Source organism: Streptomyces sp. NPDC043861 (assembly GCF_056435905.1).
In genome coordinates, this window is sequence record NZ_JBWKDP010000010.1 from 217,023 (window position 1) to 238,141 (window position 21,119).

Consider the following 21,119-nt stretch of genomic DNA (forward strand, 5'->3'; position numbering starts at 1 on the left):
TCGACAACCCCCGGATCTGACAGGATGACGGTTCCGGAGAGTGAACAGCAGTGAGGAGATCGCGGTGTCTGCAATGTCGGCGGGACGACCAGCCCTGCGGATGGGACCCGCGGAGCTGGTGCAGGCGGCGGCCATGGCCCGCCGCTTCTACCTCGAGGGCAAGTCCAAGATCCAGATCGCGGAGGAATTCGGCGTCAGCCGCTTCAAGGTGGCCCGGGTCCTGGAGACCGCTCTCGAACGCGACCTCGTGCGGATCGAGATCCGCGTCCCTGCCGAGCTGGACGCGGAGCGCTCGGACGCGCTGCGTGCCCGCTACGGCCTGCGGCACGCCGTGGTCGTCGAGTCCCCTGCGGAGGGCGAGGACGAGTCCCCCGACCCCGAGAACCTCGGTGAGGTCGCAGCGGACCTGCTCGGGGAGCTCGTGGCCGAGGGCGATGTGCTGGGCCTGGCGTGGGGGCGGTCGACGATCCACATGGCGGCGGCGCTGGACCGGCTGCCGCCGTGCACGGTCGTCCAGCTGACCGGTGTGTACGACGCAGGCACCGCCGAGCGCGGGTCGGTGGAGGCGGTACGGCGCGCCGCACAGGTCTCCGGTGGCGAGGCGCACCCGATCTATGCACCGATGCTGCTGCCGGACTCGGCCACGGCGGCCGCCCTGCGCAACCAGACGGGCATCGCGCGTGCCTTCGAGTACTTCGACAAGGTGACCGTCGCCTGTGTCTCGATCGGCTCCTGGGAACCGGGCATCTCGACGGTCCACGACATGCTCACGGACGAGGAGCGGGCACATTACGCCTCGCTCGGTGTCGCCGCGGAGATGTCCGCGCATCTCTTCGACGCGGACGGCCGGCGGGTCGGCCGTGATCTCGGCGAGCGCTGCATCACGGTCGAGGCGGACCGACTGCGCCGCATTCCGGAGGTCGTCGCGATCGCCGGTGGCCAGCGCAAGGCGGCGGCGATCGGTGCGGTGCTCAGATCGGGTCTCGTCACGAGCCTGGTGACGGACACGGCCGCTGCGGACTTCCTCCTCACGGAGTCCCTCCCGGGCCCGCGCCCGGCGCTGGAGCGGGCGGACCCGGACGACTGATGCCCGGGTCCCGGTCCGGGACCGGCGAAGGGCCCAGGCCGTAGAGGCGGCGGGCGTTCCCCGCGGCCAGCAGTTCGGCCACGCGCCCCGCGTCCTCGTCCGACCATGCGCCGGAGGACGTCCAGGTGTCGAGGAGGCACTCCAGGGCCTCCGCGAAGACGCGTGAGCCGACCACGTACAGCTCGGGGAGCCCGAAGGCGTCGCTCGAGTAGAGGAGCTTGCCGAACGGGGTGAGCTCCAGCGCCTCGGCGAGAACGGCGCCGGCGCGGGCACCTGTGTGGGAGAGGGCCAGGCCGACATCCGCGTACACATGGGGGAACACATGGGCGAGATAGGCCGCGTGCCGGTGGTACGGGTAGCCGTGGAGCAGCACGAGCGGGCAGCCGTACGGGGCGACGGCCCGGATGAAGTCCGTGAGCAGCAGCGGATCGCAGCGGTCGAGACGCAGATCCGGATCGCCGAACCCGGTGTGGAGCTGGATCGGCAGTCCGGTGCGGACCGCCGACCAGAGCAGATGGCGCAGCAGCACCGGGTCGGTGAGCCGTCCGCCCGGACGCCGGTCCGCCAGCCAGCGCGAGGCGGCCTCGTGCACCTCTCCCGGGGCCGGTGGGTCGGGGTCGAGACCGAGTCCGTAGCGGTAGGCGGCGACCGACTTGAACCCGGCGGCGGAGCGCGCGGACGCCACAACGGCATGTTCGAACACCTCGGCGAACGCGTGTGCGTTGCTGCTCGTGTCCGCCGTGCGCTCGGCCAGTGACTCCAGGCGCACGATCGTGCCCGCCTCGGCCCCGCCGAGCTCCGCCAGCTCGGTGGGGCCGGTGAGGTTTCCGGGCAGCCCTGTGTCGACCAGATACGTGCCCGTTCCGCTCGCCCGCAGCAGCCGCCGCGTCACCTCCACGGCGCCGAGTTCGCGACGGCGCTCCAGATAGCGCTCGGGCGGACAGTGCGCCTCGAGACCGAGCAGCGGCGGACACCAACGGCGTACCGCGAATCCCAGCTGGGTGTCGAAGAAGCTCGTGCCGGGCGCGGCCGGAGCGTCCGACTCGGTCAGGTACGAGGCGAACCCGGCCGCGTCCTGGTCCTGGCGCAGAACCCCGTGGCAGTGGTGGTCGACGAGCGGTGGCAGCGCGAGCGCCATTCAGTACCGCCCGCGCGTGGCGTCGGCGATCTGCTGCGGGCTCCTGCCGTCGAAGAGTTCGGTCTCCGCCCGGCGCACGGCGACGATCGCCTCGAACAGCGCCTCGCCGAGCGCCTCCCGCAGCACCTCCGAGCGGCCGAAGTGCTCCAGGGCCTCGGGCAGCGACCGGGGCAGCCGTTCCGGTACGTCGGGGGTTGCGGCGCCGACGTCCGGGCCGGTCGCGGGATCGCCCTGCAGGGGAGGCGGAAGGGCGGACTTGGCCTGCAGGCCCGCCACACCCGCGGCAATGACCGCGCCCACGACCAGATAGGGATTGGCCGCCGGGTCGAAGCACTTCACCTCGGCGTTCGCCCCGTCGGGATCGTCCGGCGCACCCGTGATGAAGCGGAGAGCGGCTTCGCGGTTCTCCAGCCCCCAGCACTGGAAGACGCCTGCCCAGCGGGACGGTTGGAGGCGGAGATAGCTCGCGGGGGAGGGGGCGCCGATCGCGAGAAGGGCCGGAAGGGCGTCCAGGACCCCGGCCAGGAACGCCTCGCTGTCGGCACTCATGCCGAACGGCCCCCGGTCGTCCCGGCACAGGTTCCGCCCGTCCCTCCACAGGCTCAGATGGAGATGGCCGCCGTTGCCGACGCCGTCCGCTTCGACCGCCGGGCCGAACAACGGTGTGAGCCCGTGCCGCAGGGACACCGCCCTGACCGTCTCGCGCACCAGCACCGCCAGATCAGCGGCGCCCACCGGATCGGACGGACCCACCGACACCTCGAACTGCCCTGCCGCGTACTCGGGATGGATCTGCAGGACGTCGACACCCTGGGAGACCAGTGCGCGGAGCACCTCCTCCAGATAGTCGGAGAGTTCGACCACCCGGGCCATGCCGTACGCGGGTCCGGTGCACGGATACGCGCCGTCCCGTTGAACGATCCACTCGGTCTCGAAGCCCATCCGCAGCTCGATGCCGTGCTCCGCGGCCAGCTCGGCCATCCTCCGGGCGAACAACCGCTGGCATGCGGCATGGGGCCGCCCCTGCTGGTCGTAGCGGTCGACAGGAGCCCAGGCCCAGCCGGGCTGCCCGGCGAGCACGGTGAGCCGTTCGAGGTCCGGTACGAGTCTCAGATCGCCGTCAGGGCCCCCGATCCAGCGGCTCGTCGTGATCGAGTCGTCCACCAGATAGACGTCGAAGACGGGGGACATGCCGACGCCGCGTGCCGCGGCCTGGGCGAGCCGGCCCACGGGCACGGCCTTGACCCGGGTGAGGCCGGCGTTGTCCACCCAGGTCAGGGCCACACCGTGGACGCTCTCGGCCATCAGCCGGGCGGCTTCCTGCCGAGCTGCCTGGCGGGCGTGACGGCGGGCACGCTCGCGGTCCTGCTGTGTCTGGTCGCTGTGCTGCACGGGACATTCCCTACCCGCCCGGCCGCTGCTTCACCGCGTTCTCCATGTGATCGTGGCAGCATCGGCGGCATGCTGCACCGGCCGTACTTCCGCCTTGCCGTGGCGCTGTCGACCTTCCTCGGCACGCTGTTGGTCGGGCTCCTGCTGAGCGGTTGCTCCACCGTCTCCGACACGCCGGGAGCGGCACCGGCCGTGACCTCGCTGCGCTCCGTCCGCGTCGCCGACCTGCCCGAGGAAGCCCGTGAGACGCTGCGACTGATCGACCGGGGCGGGCCCTTCCCGTATGCCAAGGACGGAGCCACCTTCGGCAATTTCGAGGGGATCCTGCCCGAGCGGCGCCGCGGCTACTACCACGAGTACACCGTCCGCACCCCTGGCGAGGGCGACCGGGGAGCCCGCCGCATCGTCACCGGCCAGGGCGACGAGATCTACTACACCGACGATCACTACGAGACGTTCAGGGAGGTGCTCCCATGAGAAACGGCCCCCTCGCGGCACTGTTCGGCGCCACCGCGGGCCGGAACATCACCGTGCTCGACCTCCACGGGGTCACGGACAAGGCCGCCTTCATGGAGCGCTGCGCGAGCGATCTGGAACTGCCGGCCTGGTTCGGCCGCAACTGGGACGCCCTCGCCGACTGTCTCACCGACCTCCCCGGGGACGAGGGCACGCTCGTCCTCGTCTGCCGCTGGCAGGAGTACGCCGAGGCCCGCCCGCGCGAATGGGCGACGGCCCAGGAGGTCTTCGCCCAGGCGGTCGACACCATGCCGGGGCAGCTCGCCGTGCTGGTCGCCCTGGGCGGGTCGTGGCGGTGAGGACTGCGGCGATCCCGGCGCCCCCAGGGGAGCGTCCCTGGGGTGACGGGAGCGGGCGCCTGCGGTTGCGGCGGAAGCCGACGAGATCCGTACCCGCAGGCGGCCGCGGTGTCCCGCACGGGCCGAACGGAACGACCGCGGCGCCCGCTCCGGGCGCGTTCCGGGCTTCCCATCCTTCCGCATGACGGGCGCGGCTCGCCCGGCTGTTTCATGTTCGGGTAATCTCTCGATGTAAGGCAGGTTCCCTACTTCTGCCCGACGCAGTGAGCCCCCGTACCTCGTTGGAGGAACATATGAACGCGGGGGCGTTTTGCTGTGTCCTTGGGGGAGTGACCTGCGCCGTTTCGCGTGAAAATGTGAGACTTATGCGTTTCCTTGAGCCTGGCACCGGACGGCCCGTGACATCGTCTCCGGTCCCCTACGACCTGACGTACGACGATGTGTTCATGGTGCCGAGCCGCTCGGCCGTGGGCTCTCGCCAGGGCGTCGACCTCGCCTCCCCCGACGGCACCGGAACCACGATTCCGCTGGTCGTCGCGAATATGACCGCGATCGCCGGCCGCCGGATGGCAGAGACCGTGGCCCGCCGCGGTGGCCTGGTCGTCATCCCGCAGGACATCCCGATCGAGGTCGTCACCGAGGTCATCTCCTGGGTGAAGACGCGCCACCTGGTGCTCGACACACCCATCGTGCTCACCCCGCACCAGACCGTCGCCGATGCGCTGTCCCTCCTTCCGAAGCGGGCGCACGGCGCGGGCGTCGTCGTCGACGAGGAGAGCCGCCCCGTCGGCGTCGTCACCGAGCACGACCTGTCCGGTGTGGACCGCTTCACGCAGCTGTCCGAGGTCATGTCCACGGACCTGCTGCTGATCGATGCGGACATCGATCCGCGCGAGGCGTTCATGACCCTCGACAGCGCCAACCGCAAGATTGCGCCCGCCGTCGGCAAGGACGGCAGGCTCGCGGGCGTCCTCACCCGCAAGGGGGCCCTGAGGGCCACGCTCTACACGCCGGCCACGGACGACAAGGGCAGGCTGCGGATCGCTGCCGCCGTCGGCATCAACGGCGACGTCGCGGGCAAGGCCAAGCAGCTTCTGGACGCGGGCGTCGACACGCTCGTCGTCGACACCGCGCACGGCCACCAGGAGTCGATGATCTCGGCGATCAAGGCCGTCCGCGGACTCGACCCCCATGTCCCGATCGTCGCGGGCAACATCGTGGCCGCCGAGGGCGTCAAGGACCTCATCGAGGCGGGCGCGGACATCATCAAGGTCGGTGTGGGCCCCGGCGCCATGTGCACCACCCGCATGATGACCGGAGTGGGCCGACCCCAGTTCTCTGCCGTGCTGGAGTGCGCCGCGGAGGCCAGGAAGTACGGCAAGCACGTCTGGGCCGACGGCGGTGTCCGTCACCCGCGCGACGTCGCCATGGCGCTCGCCGCCGGTGCGTCCAATGTGATGGTCGGCTCCTGGTTCGCGGGCACGTACGAGTCCCCGGGCGATCTGCAGCAGACCGCCGACGGTCGGCTGTACAAGGAGTCGTTCGGCATGGCGTCCGCGCGTGCCGTGCGTAACCGTACGAGCGACGAGTCGTCGTACGACCGCGCCCGCAAGGCGCTCTTCGAGGAGGGCATCTCCACCTCGCGGATGTTCCTCGACCCGGCCCGTCCGGGCGTCGAGGACCTGATCGACTCGATCATCGCGGGCGTCCGCTCCTCCTGCACCTACGCGGGCGCCGGCTCGCTCGACGAGTTCGCGGAGAAGGCGGTCGTCGGCATCCAGAGCGCCGCAGGCTACGCCGAGGGCAAGCCGCTGCACGCCAGCTGGAACTGAGCGACGACCGACCGGAGCGGACCCGCCCGCGCACCGGTCGCACACCGACAGCGGCCCCCGGGATCTTCCCCGGGGGCCGCCGTCGTTCCCGTACCGTCGGCGCATGGAGATCGCACCCTGCCGAGACGCAGACCTGCCGCTGCTCGATCTGCACATGCCCTCCAGCAGCGCGGATTCCCACCACACCGCCCGGTTTCTGCGCCAGGAGACGGGCGCGAGCACCTATCTGGTCGCCTGGCGGTACGGAGTGCCGGTCGGCCGCGGAGAGTTGCGCTGGACGGGCTGCGCGGCGCCCGAGGTGCAGGCTGCGCACGGCGACTGTCCGGAGCTCAACGGACTTGCCGTATGGCCCGAGGAACTCCAGGGACAGGGCATCGGCACCGCCCTGATCCGTGCCGCCGAGGCCCTCGCACACGGGCGCGGAAGAAAACTGCTCGGCCTCGGCGTCGACCACGACAACGCCCGTGCGGCGGCGCTGTACGCACGTCTCGGATACGAGCCCACCGTGTCGTACACCGACCGCTGGGCGTACCTCGACGAGGACGGGACCCGGCACGAGTGCGCAGACCCCTGCACCTTCCTCGTCAAGCGGCTGGGCTGAGAGCGGGACCGGCGAAGCCGGCGCTCCGCAACGTGTCGGCGACCGCCGCCGCGATCAGGGCGTGGCCCGCGTCGTTCGGATGCAGTCCGTCCGCCAGGTGCTCCGGCGCCAGCAGTCCGAGGCCGGGCAGCAGCGTCAACCGGCCGTCGCCCTCGGCGGCGAGGTCCCGGGCCGCGGACTCCATCGCCGTACGCAGTTCGGCGAGGGTGGCACCGACGGCGTTGCCGGTGGATTCCGCATCGGGGCGCAGCACGGGGGAGAGCAGCAGCAGCGGTGTGTGCGGATGGCCCTGGCGCACCAGGGTGACGAAGGTACGGACCGTCTCGTACAGCAGGGGCGCGGTGCAGGGGATCCGGGACCAGCAGTTCGTGCCGAAGGCCAGGGTCAGCAGTCCGGCGGGCAGGGTGGCGAGCTGCTGCGCCGTGGGGAGCTCACCACAGGCCGCGCCCGCGTAGCCGAGATTGACGGTGTCCACACCGAGGGCACGGCCGGCGGTGGCGGGCCAGGAGCGCGCGGGGCGGGTCGACCACCAGCCCTCCGTGATGGAGTCGCCGTGGACGAGCCAGCGGGGCCGGGCGGGAGCAGGCGCCACCGTCCCTCCCACGCCGCGCAGCCCGAGGACGACGGGCGACTGGGACTCGGGCGGATGGATGGTGAACGGGCCCTCGCCGGGCGGGAGTCCGATCGTGACCGTCGCCTCTTCGGCGGGCTCGGTGAACGACTCGTGCACACAGCGCTCGTCCCGCCAGAGCGAGAAGCAGTGCGCGAGGTCGCGCAGTGCGTCCGTCGGTCCGGGTACATGCGCCCGGTAGCGCACCTCGACTGCGCGGGCCCCGCCGGGCACGGTGAACTCCAGCCGTACGCCGATGGGCAGCGCGGCCCGCTCACGGGTGTCCCACGGCAGCCGTGCCAGATCCGTGGGATCGGCCCGTACCACGCGCTCGCCGTCCCGCCAGGCGACGCCACGAAGGAACGGTTCCGGGTCGAGCCAGGTCGTGCCTCGTGTCGTGTCCGGCGTCATGTGGGGCCTCCGATCGTCGGGTGGGAAGACCTGACTCCTACCCCGCGGTCCGCGACGGACGACCGGCGCCGCCGATACGAGGCCCCGGGGACGGGGTGCCGGTCCGGCGCGCCGTGGTCCGGTTGTGCACCCGGACATCGTTCCCGCGTACCACGTCGGTATCCATGCGGGTTTCTCCCGATCGCGCCCGGTAGTGCCCGATCCCGCATGGTGAGGGTCGTTTCGCGGCACGGTGCAGCAGGCCGGACCCGGTGTCAATGGAGGGCACCGGAACGGCCGGCCGCTGTTACCGCGGGGAGCGTTGCGCCGCACTCGCCGGATACCGTAGGTTGACTGCCCCTACCGAGCGGTAACCACCGCTGGTCAGCCGTCCCTACCGCTCTGGGGAGTCCATGCGCCGGCGACTGCGCCGTCCCACGATCCGCGGCCGGATCGTGGCCCTCACCGTGTTGCCGATCATCGCGCTGCTGGCGCTCTGGAGCTTCGCGATGGTGTCCGTGACGGGAGATCTGCGGGCGCTGATCAGGCTCCAGGGCGTCTACGAGAACTTCGGCACTCCGGTCGACACGGCGGTCGGGCAGATCCAGATCGAGCGCAGGCTGGCAGCCACGTATCTGGGCGCGGGCGAGCGGGAGGGCGGTTCGGCCGACACCGCAGCGCTCCTGGCCCAGCAGCGCAGGACGGATCGTGCCGTACAGGCGATGCGCGAGGCGATCGGCGACGAGGAGCGGCGCGGTGATCTGGCCGCGCGTCAGCGCGAATCGCTGGACGAGATGGCCCGGGCCGCGACACGGCTCGACACCCTGCGGGAGCAGGTCGTCGACAGGTCGGTCACCTGGAACCAGGCCGTCGACGCATACACCGCGATCGTCGAGCCGACCTTCGATGTGCAGTCCACGCTCACGGCACTGCAGGCAGGACAGCTTGCGCGTGAGGCACAGGTCGTGGTCGAGATGGTGCGGGTGCGGGAGTTCGTCTCCCGCGAGGACGCGCTGGTCGCGGGTGCCCGGGCCGCCGGCAGCCTCAGCGACGGCCAGTACGACATGCTCATCGCCACGATCGAGGACCGGCGGGTCTTCCACCGTACCTACGTCGCCGATCTCCCGGCCGACTCCCGCAAGCTGTTCACGGACTTCCAGCGGAGCGCGGAGTACCGGGCGCTGACCGCGGGGGAGGACAGGCTGTTGCGGGCCGGTGCGTCCGGCGCGGGCGAGGCGATAGCCGCCGACTCCTGGCGGACGACGACCGACCGGGCGGTCAAGCGCTACATGCTGCTGTGCACCGAGTCCGCGCTCAACGCGGCGGACCGCGGACGTGCCTTCGCCTACCGGGAGATGGTCAGCGCCGCCGTGGTCGGTGCCGTGGGACTCGTCGCCGTCGTGGTGTCGGTGCTGCTCTCGGTCTCGGCAGGGCGTCGCATCGCGCGGCGACTCGAGGAACTGCGGGACGCGGCCGACCTGCTGGCGGCACGTCAGCTGCCGGATGTGATGGAACGGCTCGCCGCGGGCGAGGACGTGGACGCGGCCGCCGTGGCCCCGCCACTCGACTTCGGTGACGACCAGCGCGGGCCGGACGAGATCGCCCAGGTCGGGCGTGCGCTCAACGCGGCGCGGCGGGCGGCCGTCGAGGCGGCCGTCAAGCAGGCGATGCTCAGACGCGGCGTGTTCGCGGTGCTGCTGAACATCGCACGGCGCAACCAGGCCCTGGTGCACCGCCAGTCGAAGCTGGTGGACACGCTGGAACGCCGTACGACCGACCCGGACACACTGGAGGACCTCTTCCGCATCGACCATCTGACGACCCGGATGCGGCGTCATGCGGAGGGTCTGATCATTCTCTCGGGCGCAGCACCGGGGCGCAGATGGCGCAGGCCGGTGCCGCTCGTCGACGTCGTGGCGGCGGCCGTCGGTGAGATCGAGGACTACACGCGGGTCGTCGTCCCGCCGATGCCGGCGATCGGCGTGGGGGCTGAGGCCGTCGCCGACGTGGTGCACCTCGTCGCCGAGCTGGTGGAGAACGCGACGGCCTTCTCGCCGCCGCACACCCAGGTGACGATGCGTACGGGCGCCGCCCGCAACGGGTTCGTCCTCGAGATCGACGACCGCGGCCTCGGCATGGACCGCGACGAACTCGCCCAGGCCCACCACACCCTGGCCCGCCCCGGCGACTTCGACCCGGTCCAGGACGAGCGCCTGGGGCTCTACATCGTCGGGACGCTCGCCGCCCGCCACGGCATCACGGTCACCCTCACCAGGTCCCCGTACGGGGGCACCACCGCGGTCGTCCTGCTCCCGAACTCGATCACCTCCCCGGTGGCCCCGAAGGGCGCCGCGCCCCGGTCGGTGGAGCCCGTACCGGAGGCCCCCACGGGGGCCGTCGTCCGCACGCTGCCCACACGGGCCCACCGGTCGGCGCTCGAGGCGCTGCCGCAGGGCGACGGCGAGGCGACGGGCACCGCCCCTGCCGGTACCGGCCCTTCGGCCCTTCGGTCCGTCGAGGCAGGTGCGGAGGAGGCGCACACGGCCGGAGCGGACGCGGACGAGTCGGCACCACCTGCCGATGGGGTACGCGACCCGCGCGTACTGCCTCGGCGGCTGCGGCGCCCGTCGCCCACCGGCGTGCGGGAGAGCGCATCCGGGCAGCGGCCCGGTGTGCACGGCGCGACAGCCCCGACGTCCGCACGACCCGGCCATGAGGGCGGCGAGCCCGTCCCGGGTACCGGGAACGAGGACGGGGCCCGCAGGGAGCACACCTTGCCGGTCGTGGATCCAGGGAGCCCGGCGGACGCGGCCGACGACAGCGGGCCCGCGTCCCGGGCACTGCCGACACGTGTGCGGCCCCCATTGCCTGAGGCGCAGCCACGGGGCGGCTCGGTGGAGTCCCGGCCGGCCGGCCATCCCGCCGACGGAGGCCCATGGCCCGCCGACGGTGCCCGGTCGCTGCCGACGGGCTCCTCCCCGGTGGGCATCGCCGAGCCCGCTCCGCACGCCTGGGACTCCTCCGCGCGGACGGGTCCCGCCGAGGGCCGCCCCGGCGCGCCCTTGGATCCGCGGGGGCGCGGGACCGGCGAGCCGGACGGCGTGGTCGTCGACGGGGATACGGACGCGGCCCTTGCGCGGGCTCCCGAAGGCGGGGCCGGTGCGCATACGCTGCCCAGGCGCGTGCGGCAGGCGTCGCTGGCGGCTCCCCTGCGGGACGCGCAGGGGGCGAGCACCGGGGAGGCGGAGCCCACCCGGGAGGTCAGCGCGGAGGAGATGCGCGCCATCTTCGGGGCGTTTCAGCGGGGTGTCGACCGGGGGCGCAAGAGCGATCCGTCGGTGCGGGAGAGCATGAGCGATGAAGGGACGGACCGCGATGGATGACCGGGGCGATCGCGAGCAGACGGAGCAGACGGAGCAGACCGGGCCGGCAGGCCGGACCGCTGCCGGCGACCTCGGCTGGCTGCTCGACGAGCTGGTGGCCAGGACCGACCATGTCCGCCAGGCAGTGCTGCTGACCGCGGACGGACTCGTGACCTGTGCCTCCCGCGGGATGCCGGCACGCGACATCGAGCATCTGTCCGCCGTGTGCGCAGGCTTCCACAGCCTCGCCAAGGAGGCCGGAGCCCGTTTCGAGGCCGGGAAGGTGCGGCAGACCATGGTCATGCTCGACGGCGCCTACCTGTTCATCACGCCTGCGGGCGACGGCAGCCGCCTCGCCGTGCTCTCCGACATCGAGACCGACGTCGGACAGCTCGCCCACGAGATGACGCTGCTGGTCAGGCGGGTCGGCCGGCATATGGCCGTGCCGGCGCGCACCCCCGAGGCCACAGACGCCTGATCCCCGTGAGTGACCACTGGTACGAGGACGAGACCGGCTCGATGGTGCGGCCGTACACCGTGACCCGGGGCCGGACGCGTCCCGGCTCCGAGCACCACATCGATCTGATGTCGCGGGTCACGGCCGTCGAGCAGGACGTTCCCGCGCCGCCGCTCGACCACGCCCGCAGTTCCCTGCTCGACCTGGTGCGCCGCGGAGCGCGACCGGTCGCCGAGGTGGCCGCCGACGCCGACCTGCCGCTCACCGTCGTGCGCGTGCTCATCGTCGACCTCGTCGAGGCGGGGCTCGTCCGCGTCTCCACCCCGCCCGCGCACCGAAAGAGCCACGACCCCTCCCTCCTGCGGGAAATCGCGGACCGGCTGCGCGAACTGTGAACGCTCTTGCACAGCTGTGCAACGTTCCGCCGTGACTGCCGGAACCACGCAATGATCTTGCGGGCATGCGCAAAGCTCGTGCATTACGAGCGGGAAGGCCGGGCTCATAGGGTCACTCGCTAGTACGTGGAGTTTGGCGGGGACCGTCTGCTCGGCGCTTTCCCCTCCGGGCTGCACAGTCATGCCCGCGCACATTTCCCGGAGCGAATCCGGAAAGGGGAACGCCGTGGTCGCCGCCACCGCAAGGCAGCGATAAGGAGCCTCCCCAGTGTTGGACCACGGCGCAGCGCCGCCCGTCTCTCCCCAGCAGGGCCCCGCGGGCCCCCAGCTCGGCCTCGGTGCCCGGCTGATGCGCCGCAAGCCCGTCGAGACACTCGTCGCCGAAGGCGGCCAGGGCGAGGGCGGCACTCTTCGTCGCTCGCTCACCATGTGGCAGCTGACGATGATCAGCATCGGTGCGACGCTCGGCACCGGCATCTTCGTCGTCCTCGGCGAGGCCACCCCGCTGGCCGGCCCGGCGGTGGCGATCTCGTTCGTGATCGCGGGCCTCACCGCTCTGTTCTCGGCACTGTCCTATGCCGAGCTCGCCGGGTCCATTCCGGTGTCCGGCTCGTCCTACTCCTACTCCTACGCGACCATGGGCGAGCTCATCGCCTGGATCTGCGGCTGGTGCCTGGTGCTGGAGTACGGCGTCTCGGTCGCGGCGGTCGCCGTCGGCTGGGGCGAGTACCTCAACGAGCTGCTCGACGGCACGATCGGCGTGACCATTCCCGGGGCGGTCTCGGCCCCGCTCGGCGAGGGCGGTTTCGTCAACCTGCCGGCGCTGGTCGTCGTGCTCCTCGCCATGGTCTTCCTGATGGGCGGCGCGAAGGAGAGCGCCCGCGTGAACACGATCATGGTCGTGGTGAAGATCGTGACGCTGGTGCTCTTCATCGGCATCGGCTTCATGGGCATCAAGGCCGGCAACTACACCCCGCTGGCCCCGCTCGGGATCACCGGCATCAGCGCCGCCGCGGCCTCGCTCTTCTTCTCGTACATCGGCTTCGACGCCGCCTCCACCGCCGGTGAGGAGGCGAAGAACCCGAAGCGGGACCTGCCGCGCGCGATCATGCTGTCGCTGCTCGTCGTCACCGTGCTGTACTGCCTGGTCGCGCTGGTCGCCGTGGGTGCCATGCCGTGGCAGGACTTCGAGGGCACCGAGGCGGCCCTCGCCCAGATCATGAAGGACGTCACGGGTCAGAGCTTCTGGGGTGTGGTGCTCGCCGCAGGTGCCGTCGTCGCCATCGCGAGCGTCGTCTTCGCGGTGCTCTACGGCCAGACGCGCATCCTGTTCGCGATGTCGCGCGACGGCCTGGTGCCCAAGGTGTTCGCCAAGGTCGACGCGCGCACCGGCGCCCCGCGGGCCAACGCCGTGATCGTCTCCCTCTTCTGCGGCACACTCGCGGCCTTCATCCCGCTGAGCGAGCTGGCCAATGCCACCAGCATCGGCACGCTGTTCGCGTTCGCCCTGGTCAACGTGGCCGTGATCATCCTGCGCTACACGCGGCCCGAGATGAACCGCACATTCCGGGTCATGCTGTTCCCGGTCACCCCGATCCTGGGCTTCGCCTTCTGCGTCTACATGATGTACAGCCTTCCGGCCGCCACCTGGATGGCCTTCGGTGGCTGGATGGTCGCGGGCCTCGTGTTCTACTTCCTTTACGGCCTGCGCCGCTCCCGACTGGCAACAGCAGAGAAGTGATCCACCCCCAGTGCGACTGAACGATCTCGACGAACGCATCGTCCACGCCCTCGCCGAGGACGCCCGTCGCTCCTACGCCGACATCGGTTCGCTCGTCGGCCTGTCTGCACCCGCCGTGAAGCGGCGTGTGGACAGGCTGCGGGCCGACGGAGCCATCACCGGCTTCACCGTCCGGGTCGACCCGGCCGCGATGGGCTGGGAGACCGAGGGGTTCATCGAGATCTACTGCCGCAGCAACACCTCGCCCGACGCCATCAAGCGGGGCCTCGAGCGGTATCCGGAAGTCGCGTCCGCCTCCACCGTCACCGGGGAGGCGGACGCGATCGTCCAGGTCTTCGCCTCCGACATGCGCCACTTCGAGCGCGTGCTGGAGCGGATCGCGGGCGAACCGTACGTCGAGCGGACGAAATCCGTGCTGGTGCTGTCGCCACTGCTCAGGCGCTTCTCGTCGGGCTCCCCCGGCTGACGCCGATGGCCGGTGACCACCGGCCACCGTTCCCGGTCCCGAACGCCGCCTTGCCCGGCCCCCGACCGACTACCCCTACGGCTGCGGATACTCCGGCCTCCAGGGCAGTACACGGAAGTCCCCGGTGCCCGGCTCGACGGTCTCGAAGGGGGCCGAGGACATGCACTTGGGCACGTCCTTCAGCTCCTCGTCGGTGATCCAGCTGTAGCCCAGACGGTCGTGCCGACCCTGGTCATGGACGGTGATGCCGACCCTCTTGCCCTTGAAGGGGGTGTCGGATTCGGTGACCACCCCCGTCACCACGGCCACTTTTCCGCCCGTCAGCAGACAGTCGACCCTGGCCTTCGCCCAGCCGCCCTTGCCGTTCAGGTAGTGGCTGAAGCGGAAGGTGCCGTAGGCCTTCTCCGGGTCCATGGTGTCCTTCGCGGCCAGATGGGCGTCGAAGGAGAACGTGATGTCGTCGCCCGCGGGGCGGTGGAGCTTGGCCGTGCCGGTCAGCGCCGCCGCCTCGCGCGGGCTGCCGCCACCACCCCCCGAGGCGGTGGCGGAGCCCGCAGCTCCGGTGATGATCAGCAGTGCGGCGCCGAGTGCGGCGATCTTCGCGGGGCGTCTGGCGATGCGGCTCATGGCCGTCCTTTCGACAGGTGATCGGACGCCCACCACTGTTCCGGCCGGCGTCGCGCGGTACATCGCACCGCGGTCGGGACCTTCCTCCGCCACATGGCGGGCACCTGATTGCGACCGGGGAGGGACCCCCGCGCAATGAATCGCCGTCGGCCCCGGGGTTCGCGCAACGGATCGACAGTCGGTCCGCAACGGACTCGCCTTGTCCGGACGGATGGCCGGAACGTACCTTTTTGACGTCGTCCTGACATCCCGCCCATCCTCCCGAGGTACGTCCATGCCGCCGCTGCGCACCGCCCTGCTCCAGAGCTCCGGTACCCCCGGCGACATCGACAAGAATCTCGAGATCCTCGACACGCGCGCCGCCGCCGCGGCCGTTGCCGGCGCCGGGCTGCTCATCTGCCCCGAGATGTTCCTCACCGGCTACGCGATCGGCGCCGACGTTCCCCGCCTCGCCGAGACCGCCGACGGCGCCTGCGCACGGGCGGTCGCCGAGATCGCCACCCGGCACGGCATCGCCGTCCTCTACGGCTACCCCGAGCGCGGCGCAGGTGAAGCGGTCTACAACGCGGCGCAGCTCATCGGCCCCGACGGCACGCGCCTCGCGAACTACCGCAAGACCCACCTCTTCGGCAGCTTCGAGCAGGAGTGGTTCACGCCGGGTGACGAGCAGGTCGTCCAGGCCGAGCTCGGAGGCCTCCGCATCGGCCTGCTGATCTGCTACGACGTCGAATTCCCCGAGAACGTCCGCGCCCACGCGCTGGCCGGAACCGATCTCCTGGTGGTGCCGACCGCACAGATGCACCCCTTCCAGTTCGTGGCCGAGAAGCTGGTCCCGGTACGCGCCTTCGAGAGCCAGATGTACGTCGCGTACGTCAACCGCACCGGTCCCGAGGGCGAGTTCGACTTCGTCGGCCTGAGCTGCCTGGCCGGTCCCGACGGGATCGCCCGGGCCCGCGCCGGCCATGGCGAGGAGATGGTCGTCGCCGACGCCGACCCGGACTTCCTGGCCGCCTCGCGCGCCGCCAATCCGTATCTGCGCGACCGCCGTCCCGGCCTGTACGCGTCCCTCGCCCGCTGAACCCCCGCAGACTTCGCCCCACCGCAAGCCAGGAGCAACACCCCATGACGTCCACGGTGCCCACCTCCGTCCCGCACACCGACGCACAGCCGCCGATCACCATGTTCGGGCCGGACTTCCCGTACGCGTACGACGACTTCCTCGCCCACCCGGCGGGCCTCGGTCAGATACCCGCGACCGAGCACGGCACCGAGGTCGCCGTCATCGGCGGGGGGCTCTCGGGCATCATCGCCGCGTACGAGCTGATGAAGATGGGCCTCAAGCCGGTCGTCTACGAGGCGGACCAGATCGGCGGGCGGCTGCGCACGGTCGGCTTCGAGGGCTGCGACCCCTCGCTGACCGCCGAGATGGGCGCGATGCGCTTCCCGCCCTCCTCGACCGCGCTGCAGCACTACATCGACCTGGTGGGCCTGGAGACCAAGGCATTCCCCAACCCGCTGGCCGAGTCCACCCCGTCGACGGTGGTCGACCTCAAGGGTGAGTCGCACTACGCCGAGACCATCGACGACCTCCCGCAGGTCTACCGCGACGTCATGAACGCGTGGAACGCCTGCCTGGAGGAGGGCGCGGACTTCTCCGACATGAACCGTGCCATGCGTGAGCGCGATGTCCCGCGCATCCGCGAGATCTGGGCGAAGCTCGTCGAGAAGCTCGACAACCAGACGTTCTACGGATTCCTCTGCGAATCCGAGTCCTTCAAGTCCTTCCGGCACCGGGAGATCTTCGGCCAGGTCGGCTTCGGCACGGGCGGCTGGGACACCGACTTCCCCAACTCCATCCTGGAGATCCTCCGCGTCGTCTACACCGAGGCCGACGACCACCACCGCGGCATCGTCGGCGGCTCGCAGCAGCTGCCGCTGCGTCTGTGGGAGCGCGAGCCGGAGAAGATCGTCCACTGGGCCCAGGGCACCTCGCTCGCGACCCTCCACGAGGGCGAGCCGCGTCCGGCCGTGACCCGACTGCACCGCACGGCCGGCAACCGGATCACCGTCACGGACGCCTCCGGCGACATCCGCACCTACCAGGCGGCGATCTTCACCGCCCAGTCGTGGCTGCTGCTGTCCAAGATCGCCTGCGACGACTCGCTCTTCCCCATCGACCACTGGACGGCGATGGAGCGGACCCACTACATGGAGTCCTCCAAGCTGTTCGTCCCTGTCGACCGGCCGTTCTGGCTGGACGAGGCCGTCGACGACAAGGGGAACCCGACCGGCCGTGACGTGATGTCGATGACCCTCACCGACCGGATGACGCGCGGCACGTACCTCCTGGACGACGGCCCCGACAAGCCGGCCGTCATCTGCCTCTCGTACACGTGGTGCGACGACAGCCTCAAGTGGCTGCCGCTGTCCGCGAACGAGCGCATGGAGGTCATGCTCAAGTCGCTCGGCGAGATCTACCCGAACGTCGACATCAGGAAGCACATCATCGGCAACCCGGTGACCGTGTCCTGGGAGAACGAGCCCTACTTCATGGGTGCGTTCAAGGCCAACCTGCCGGGCCACTACCGCTACCAGCGGCGCTTGTTCACGCACTTCATGCAGGACCGGCTGCCCGCCGACAAGCGTGGCGTCTTCCTCGCGGGCGACGACATCTCGTGGACGGCCGGCTGGGCCGAGGGCGCGGTGCAGACCGCGCTCAACGCCGTGTGGGGCGTGATGCACCACTTCGGCGGCGAAACCGACGCCACCAACCCCGGCCCGGGCGACGTCTTCGACGAGATCGCCCCGGTCGAACTGCCGGAGGACTGAGCAGGCGCCTCCTCACGGCCGGGCCGCACCGGCCCGCCTCCATGGACGAACCCCCGCCGCCGACCGTGACCCGGTCGGCCCCGGGTGGTCGCACCAGCCGCCGTCGACCGGCCACCCCGGTCGGCGGCGGCTCCGTCTGCGCCCGATGCCGGCGGCGTGCTTTCGGTGTGTGCGTCAGGGCCAGGGGGTGAGGAGGCAGCGGCCGACGAGACCGACACCGGAGTCGAGACGCTCGGTGAACTCGCTTGTGAGCTCGGGGAGTTCCTGAATCCGCCACAGAAGACGTGCTGCGGACCAGGCTCCCTCCCGCGCCCGGTCCAGGCTCCACGAGCCCAGCAGATGGGTGAGCGGATCGGCGATCTCCAGCAGATCGGGTCCGGGCATCAGATCCTCGCGGATGCGCTCCTCCAACATGGTGAGGATGTCACCCACGCGGTCGAACTCGGCTTCCAGCTCCAGGGGTTCGCAGCCGAGCGTACGGCAGGTGTCCACGACCGCGAGCGCCAGGTCGTGCCCGATGTGCGCATTGATGCCGGCCAGCGCGAACTGCAGCGGGCGTACGCACGGATGGCGGCGGTACTGGAACAGCGGCCGCCAGCAGGCCGGTGGCCGGCCGCCCGACTCGGCCGTGCCGACGGCCGAGAGATAGCGCTCGGCGAAGAGTACGCCCAGCGTGACGGCCGAATGCCGGTCGGAGAACTCGCCCAGCTCGATGCGCCGCCCGAGTTCCTCCGTGACCGCCAGATAGACCCGGTTGAACACCGCTACCCCGTCGTCGGGGGGCCAGTCGGAAGTGAGCTCCCTCATCCGGGCGGCCACCGAACCGACCGGAGGACTGCCGGATCCGGCAGGTACCGTGAAGTCTGCTGCGAACTGTTCGATCTGCGCCATGGTGGCAGCGTCCCAGCCATAGGCTCGGACAGGTGCCGCCCGGCCCGTCCTTCCCCGGAATGGGGGAAGGACCTGACGACGGTGGCCGCCAGGGGAGGCTCAGGGGGAGTCTCCGGTGCGAGGGGGGGAACGGAAAGTGTCAGGCGTACGCACACAGCGCCGGACGGAACGGAACGAGCGGCGCCGCGCTACGCGCCATGGCGTGATGGCCGTCGCGGCCTCGGCGGTGGTGGCCGTGGGCACGGTCACCGGGCTGGTCTCCGCGGCCGGCGGCAAGGACGAGAACGACACGGCACGGCCGAAGGTGAGCAGTTCACCGCTGACCGTGCCGCTTCCCGCCCGCCCGAGCCCTTCGCCGTCCCCGTCCACGGTGACGGCCGCGCCGTCCTCACCCACGGCCTCGCCGAAGGCGTCCGCGAAGCCCGCGCCCCGCCGGACCGCACCCCGGGAGACGGCCACGGCGGCCGGCCGGCTGTACCGGCATCCGCAGTCGCAGGTGCTCGACTGGGTACGGGCCAATCGGGACGATCCGCGCAGACCGCTGATCGAGTCGCGCATCGCCGCCCAGCCGGCCGCCGTCTGGTTCGCCGCCTACAACCCCGGCGAGATCCGGAGCAAGGTGCGTTCGGTGACGTCGGGGGCGTCCGCGGCCGGCCGTGTTCCGGTCCTGGTGCCGTACGCGATCCCCGGCCGGGACTGCGGCGGTGCCTCCCAGGGCGGGGCACCGGGCCTTGCCGCGTACGACAGCTGGATCGCCGAGTTCGCCGCCGGCCTCGGCGACGAGCCGGTGATCGTCGTGCTCGAGCCCGACTCGATCGCGCAGGCGGACTGCCTCTCCAGTGGTGAACGGACGGCACGCTTCGCCTCACTGGCGCGTGCCGGCAGCACTCTGAAGGCCGCGAACCCGCGGGCGAGGGTCTATTTCGACGCCGGCCACTCCGGCTGGAACCCCGCCGCGCAACAGGCCGCTCTGCTGCGGTCGGCGGGCGCCGCCCACGCCTCGGACGGCATCTTCACCAATGTCTCCAATTTCCATCGAACGACGGACGAGGCGCGCTACGCCCGCGACGTGCTCGCCGCGCTGGGCGGCCCGGCGCACCTGGGCGCCGTCATCGACACCAGCCGCAACGGCAACGGCGCACCGGAGGCGGGGGACTGGTGCGACCCGGCCGGCCGGGCGCTCGGGCGGACGCCGACGACCGCGACCGGAGAGACCCGGATCGACGCCTATCTCTGGGTCAAGCTCCCGGGCGAGTCGGACGGCTGCAGGGGCGCCGCGGGCAGCTTCACACCCGACTACGCCTACGACCTGGCGAACCGCTGACCGTCGTCCCCGGATCGTGCCTCCTGGGCAGTCCGGTCGTCGGGGCGGGCCTCCCCGACGCGGCCGAAGGGCGTCCGTGCAGCCGTTACCGCCAGGGTTGCACGGCCGGGCATCTCGGTTGGATACAGGTGCGATTGCACCCTCATCACGATCGTGATGAGGCGACCGATCGTTGATCGTTCCATCGGTGCGGACCATACATTTGTTCGGCACACAACAATCCGCGTGAGCACCGCTGAGTGAACTGCGCGCGGTGGGAACGTTGTTCACTGAGCCAGGAGAAGCAGTCCCATGCACCGCATCACAGTCCGTCGTACCGCCGTCGCCGCCTCCGCCGTGTCGCTGGCCCTGCTCCTCGGTGCATGTGGCTCCGACGAGGCGGCCAAGAACACCTCGAACGGCGGCGCGTCGTCCGGTTCGTCCGCTGAGAAGGCCCTGCCGCAGGCCGAATTGGACAAGCTGATCCTGTCCGAGGCCGACCTGAAGGACCACAAGGTGGCCAAGGCCAACGAAGCGGACATCGCCGCCGCGAAGACCGTCTCCGGCGACAAGGCCGAGTGCCAGCCCCTGATCGACGTCATGGCGCTGCGTCCCGTCGGGACGCCCGGTGCCACGGCGACGCGCAAGATCATGGCCGTGCCCAAGGCTCCGGACGCCGACGCCTCGCCGGAGGAGAAGGCGAAGGCCGGCCTCAGCGCTCTCGGCGCGACGGTCACGGCCGACACCCTGGGCTCGTACGACGGCAAGGGCGCCGCCGACGCCTTCGCGGCCTTCAAGAAGGCGGGGACCGACTGCGCGGGCGGCTTCACCATGACCGTTGGTGGCGAGAGCACGAAGTACACCAAGGTCGAGCCCGCCGACTACGCCGCGGGGGACGAAGCCGTCGCCTTCTCCCTCACCATGGACGTGGACGGTGACACCGCCACCACGGAACTCGTCGCGGTCCGCAAGGGCGGAACCCTCGCCACCTTCCACGCACTGAGCCTCGCCGGCAAGGCGGAGCAGCCGAAGTCCGTGGTCGACGCCCAGCTGAAGAAGCTCGGCTGAGTTCCCGACCGGACAGCCACGACCGCTGCCCCGGGCCCCGTGCCTCGCACGGGGCCCGGGGCAGTGTCGCTGACAGACAGTCGGCGCGGACCGAACCGAGCCGACGGGCGAGCAG

General features: G+C 71.2%; 19 protein-coding genes. 14 read left to right on the plus strand and 5 right to left on the minus strand.

Annotation, left to right across the window (positions count from 1 at the left end):
• The first annotated feature begins 40 nt into the window (after positions 1–40).
• Positions 41–1,087 carry a sugar-binding transcriptional regulator gene (locus tag AC068D_RS23470; RefSeq protein ID WP_478824987.1) on the plus strand — a complete coding sequence of 349 codons (1,047 nt, stop codon included), beginning with the start codon at positions 41–43 and terminating at the stop codon, positions 1,085–1,087.
• On the opposite strand, the gene AC068D_RS23475 is transcribed toward AC068D_RS23470, so the two are convergent.
• Positions 1,029–2,225 carry an amidohydrolase family protein gene (locus AC068D_RS23475; RefSeq protein ID WP_478824988.1) on the minus strand — a complete coding sequence of 399 codons (1,197 nt, stop codon included), beginning with the start codon at positions 2,223–2,225 and terminating at the stop codon, positions 1,029–1,031. The two genes, AC068D_RS23470 and AC068D_RS23475, sit on opposite strands and share 59 nt — an antisense overlap.
• On the minus strand, positions 2,226–3,530 hold the full coding sequence (locus AC068D_RS23480; protein ID WP_478825068.1) for a type I glutamate--ammonia ligase: 1,305 nt from the start codon (positions 3,528–3,530) through the stop codon (positions 2,226–2,228).
• A gap of 156 nt (positions 3,531–3,686) precedes the next feature.
• Between AC068D_RS23480 and AC068D_RS23485 the strand changes: the two genes are divergently transcribed.
• From AC068D_RS23485 to AC068D_RS23500, 4 genes are all read left to right on the plus strand, one after another.
• Positions 3,687–4,094: a guanyl-specific ribonuclease gene (locus AC068D_RS23485; protein ID WP_478824989.1), complete on the plus strand. Its 408-nt coding sequence runs from the start codon at positions 3,687–3,689 to the stop codon at positions 4,092–4,094.
• Positions 4,091–4,432, plus strand: coding sequence for a barstar family protein (locus AC068D_RS23490; protein WP_478824990.1), 342 nt, complete (start codon positions 4,091–4,093; stop codon positions 4,430–4,432). The genes AC068D_RS23485 and AC068D_RS23490 overlap by 4 nt, the downstream gene beginning before the upstream one ends.
• 365 nt (positions 4,433–4,797) lie before the next feature.
• Entirely contained in the window at positions 4,798–6,264 is a 1,467-nt protein-coding gene (locus AC068D_RS23495) for a GuaB1 family IMP dehydrogenase-related protein (RefSeq protein ID WP_478824991.1), read from the plus strand.
• A 103-nt stretch (positions 6,265–6,367) separates the two neighbouring features.
• Positions 6,368–6,865, plus strand: coding sequence for a GNAT family N-acetyltransferase (locus AC068D_RS23500; protein ID WP_478824992.1), 498 nt, complete (start codon positions 6,368–6,370; stop codon positions 6,863–6,865).
• On the opposite strand, the gene AC068D_RS23505 is transcribed toward AC068D_RS23500, so the two are convergent.
• A complete protein-coding gene (locus tag AC068D_RS23505; RefSeq protein ID WP_478824993.1) occupies positions 6,849–7,886 on the minus strand; it encodes a GDSL-type esterase/lipase family protein in 1,038 nt (345 codons plus the stop codon). The genes AC068D_RS23500 and AC068D_RS23505 overlap by 17 nt on opposite strands.
• Positions 7,887–8,278: 392 nt before the next feature.
• Here AC068D_RS23505 and AC068D_RS23510 point away from each other — a divergent pair, with 392 nt between their 5' ends.
• From AC068D_RS23510 to AC068D_RS23530, 5 genes are all read left to right on the plus strand, one after another.
• On the plus strand, positions 8,279–11,248 hold the full coding sequence (locus AC068D_RS23510) for a sensor histidine kinase (RefSeq protein WP_478824994.1): 2,970 nt from the start codon (positions 8,279–8,281) through the stop codon (positions 11,246–11,248).
• Entirely contained in the window at positions 11,241–11,705 is a 465-nt protein-coding gene (locus tag AC068D_RS23515; protein ID WP_478825069.1) for a roadblock/LC7 domain-containing protein, read from the plus strand. Before AC068D_RS23510 ends, AC068D_RS23515 begins: the two co-directional genes overlap by 8 nt.
• A gap of 5 nt (positions 11,706–11,710) precedes the next feature.
• Positions 11,711–12,079, plus strand: a complete 369-nt coding sequence (locus AC068D_RS23520) for a DUF742 domain-containing protein (protein ID WP_478824995.1) — start codon at positions 11,711–11,713, stop codon at positions 12,077–12,079.
• A gap of 268 nt (positions 12,080–12,347) precedes the next feature.
• Positions 12,348–13,820 carry an amino acid permease gene (locus AC068D_RS23525; protein ID WP_478824996.1) on the plus strand — a complete coding sequence of 491 codons (1,473 nt, stop codon included), beginning with the start codon at positions 12,348–12,350 and terminating at the stop codon, positions 13,818–13,820.
• A gap of 10 nt (positions 13,821–13,830) precedes the next feature.
• Positions 13,831–14,286, plus strand: coding sequence for an Lrp/AsnC family transcriptional regulator (locus AC068D_RS23530; RefSeq protein ID WP_478824997.1), 456 nt, complete (start codon positions 13,831–13,833; stop codon positions 14,284–14,286).
• A 75-nt stretch (positions 14,287–14,361) separates the two neighbouring features.
• On the opposite strand, the gene AC068D_RS23535 is transcribed toward AC068D_RS23530, so the two are convergent.
• Positions 14,362–14,913: a Repetin gene (locus AC068D_RS23535; RefSeq protein ID WP_478824998.1), complete on the minus strand. Its 552-nt coding sequence runs from the start codon at positions 14,911–14,913 to the stop codon at positions 14,362–14,364.
• Between the two features lie 274 nt (positions 14,914–15,187).
• On the opposite strand from AC068D_RS23535, the gene AC068D_RS23540 reads away from it, so the two are divergent.
• Together AC068D_RS23540 and AC068D_RS23545 are read left to right on the plus strand one after the other, a co-directional pair.
• A complete protein-coding gene (locus AC068D_RS23540) occupies positions 15,188–15,991 on the plus strand; it encodes a carbon-nitrogen hydrolase family protein (protein ID WP_478824999.1) in 804 nt (267 codons plus the stop codon).
• Positions 15,992–16,035: 44 nt separating this feature from the next.
• Entirely contained in the window at positions 16,036–17,742 is a 1,707-nt protein-coding gene (locus AC068D_RS23545) for a flavin monoamine oxidase family protein (RefSeq protein ID WP_478825000.1), read from the plus strand.
• A gap of 174 nt (positions 17,743–17,916) precedes the next feature.
• Here the strand turns inward: AC068D_RS23545 and AC068D_RS23550 are convergent, their stop codons facing one another.
• A complete protein-coding gene (locus tag AC068D_RS23550; protein ID WP_478825001.1) occupies positions 17,917–18,633 on the minus strand; it encodes a DUF5995 family protein in 717 nt (238 codons plus the stop codon).
• A gap of 205 nt (positions 18,634–18,838) precedes the next feature.
• Here AC068D_RS23550 and AC068D_RS23555 point away from each other — a divergent pair, with 205 nt between their 5' ends.
• Together AC068D_RS23555 and AC068D_RS23560 are read left to right on the plus strand one after the other, a co-directional pair.
• Entirely contained in the window at positions 18,839–19,957 is a 1,119-nt protein-coding gene (locus AC068D_RS23555) for a glycoside hydrolase family 6 protein (protein ID WP_478825002.1), read from the plus strand.
• A gap of 291 nt (positions 19,958–20,248) precedes the next feature.
• A complete protein-coding gene (locus AC068D_RS23560; protein ID WP_478825003.1) occupies positions 20,249–21,004 on the plus strand; it encodes a hypothetical protein in 756 nt (251 codons plus the stop codon).
• The last annotated feature ends 115 nt before the right edge of the window (positions 21,005–21,119 follow it).